1 protein-coding gene is annotated in these 440 nt (G+C 66.8%); it reads left to right on the top strand.

Translation table 11 applies throughout. The annotated features are described in order from the left end of the window. A partial coding sequence (locus tag OO258_RS27345) for a pyridoxal-phosphate dependent enzyme (protein ID WP_266035009.1) occupies nt 1–440 on the top strand: 440 nt, incomplete at both ends.

Below are 440 nucleotides of genomic sequence, written 5' to 3'. Positions count from 1 at the left end.
GAGAAGGAAGGGCGCCTGCCCGACAGCCTGGTGGCCTGCGTCGGTGGCGGCTCCAACGCCATGGGCCTGTTCCACGAATTCCTTGAAGAGCCAAGCGTGCAGATCATCGGCGTCGAAGCCGGCGGCCACGGCGTGCACACCGACAAACACGCGGCCAGCCTGAACGGCGGCGTACCCGGCGTGCTGCACGGCAACCGCACCTACCTGCTGCAGGACGCTGACGGCCAGATCACCGACGCCCACTCGATTTCCGCCGGCCTCGACTACCCGGGCATCGGCCCGGAGCACGCTTACCTGCATGAAGTGAAGCGCGTCGAGTACGTCAGCATCACCGACGACGAAGCCCTTGATGCGTTCCACGCCACCTGCCGCCTGGAAGGCATCATCCCGGCCCTGGAAAGCTCCCACGCCCTGGCCGAAGCGATCAAGCGCGCACCGAA

Source organism: Pseudomonas sp. DCB_BI, from assembly GCF_026240995.1.
GTDB lineage: Bacteria > Pseudomonadota > Gammaproteobacteria > Pseudomonadales > Pseudomonadaceae > Aquipseudomonas.
Note: the sequence above shows the minus strand (reverse complement) of the source record. Positions and strands in the feature narration are given on the sequence as shown.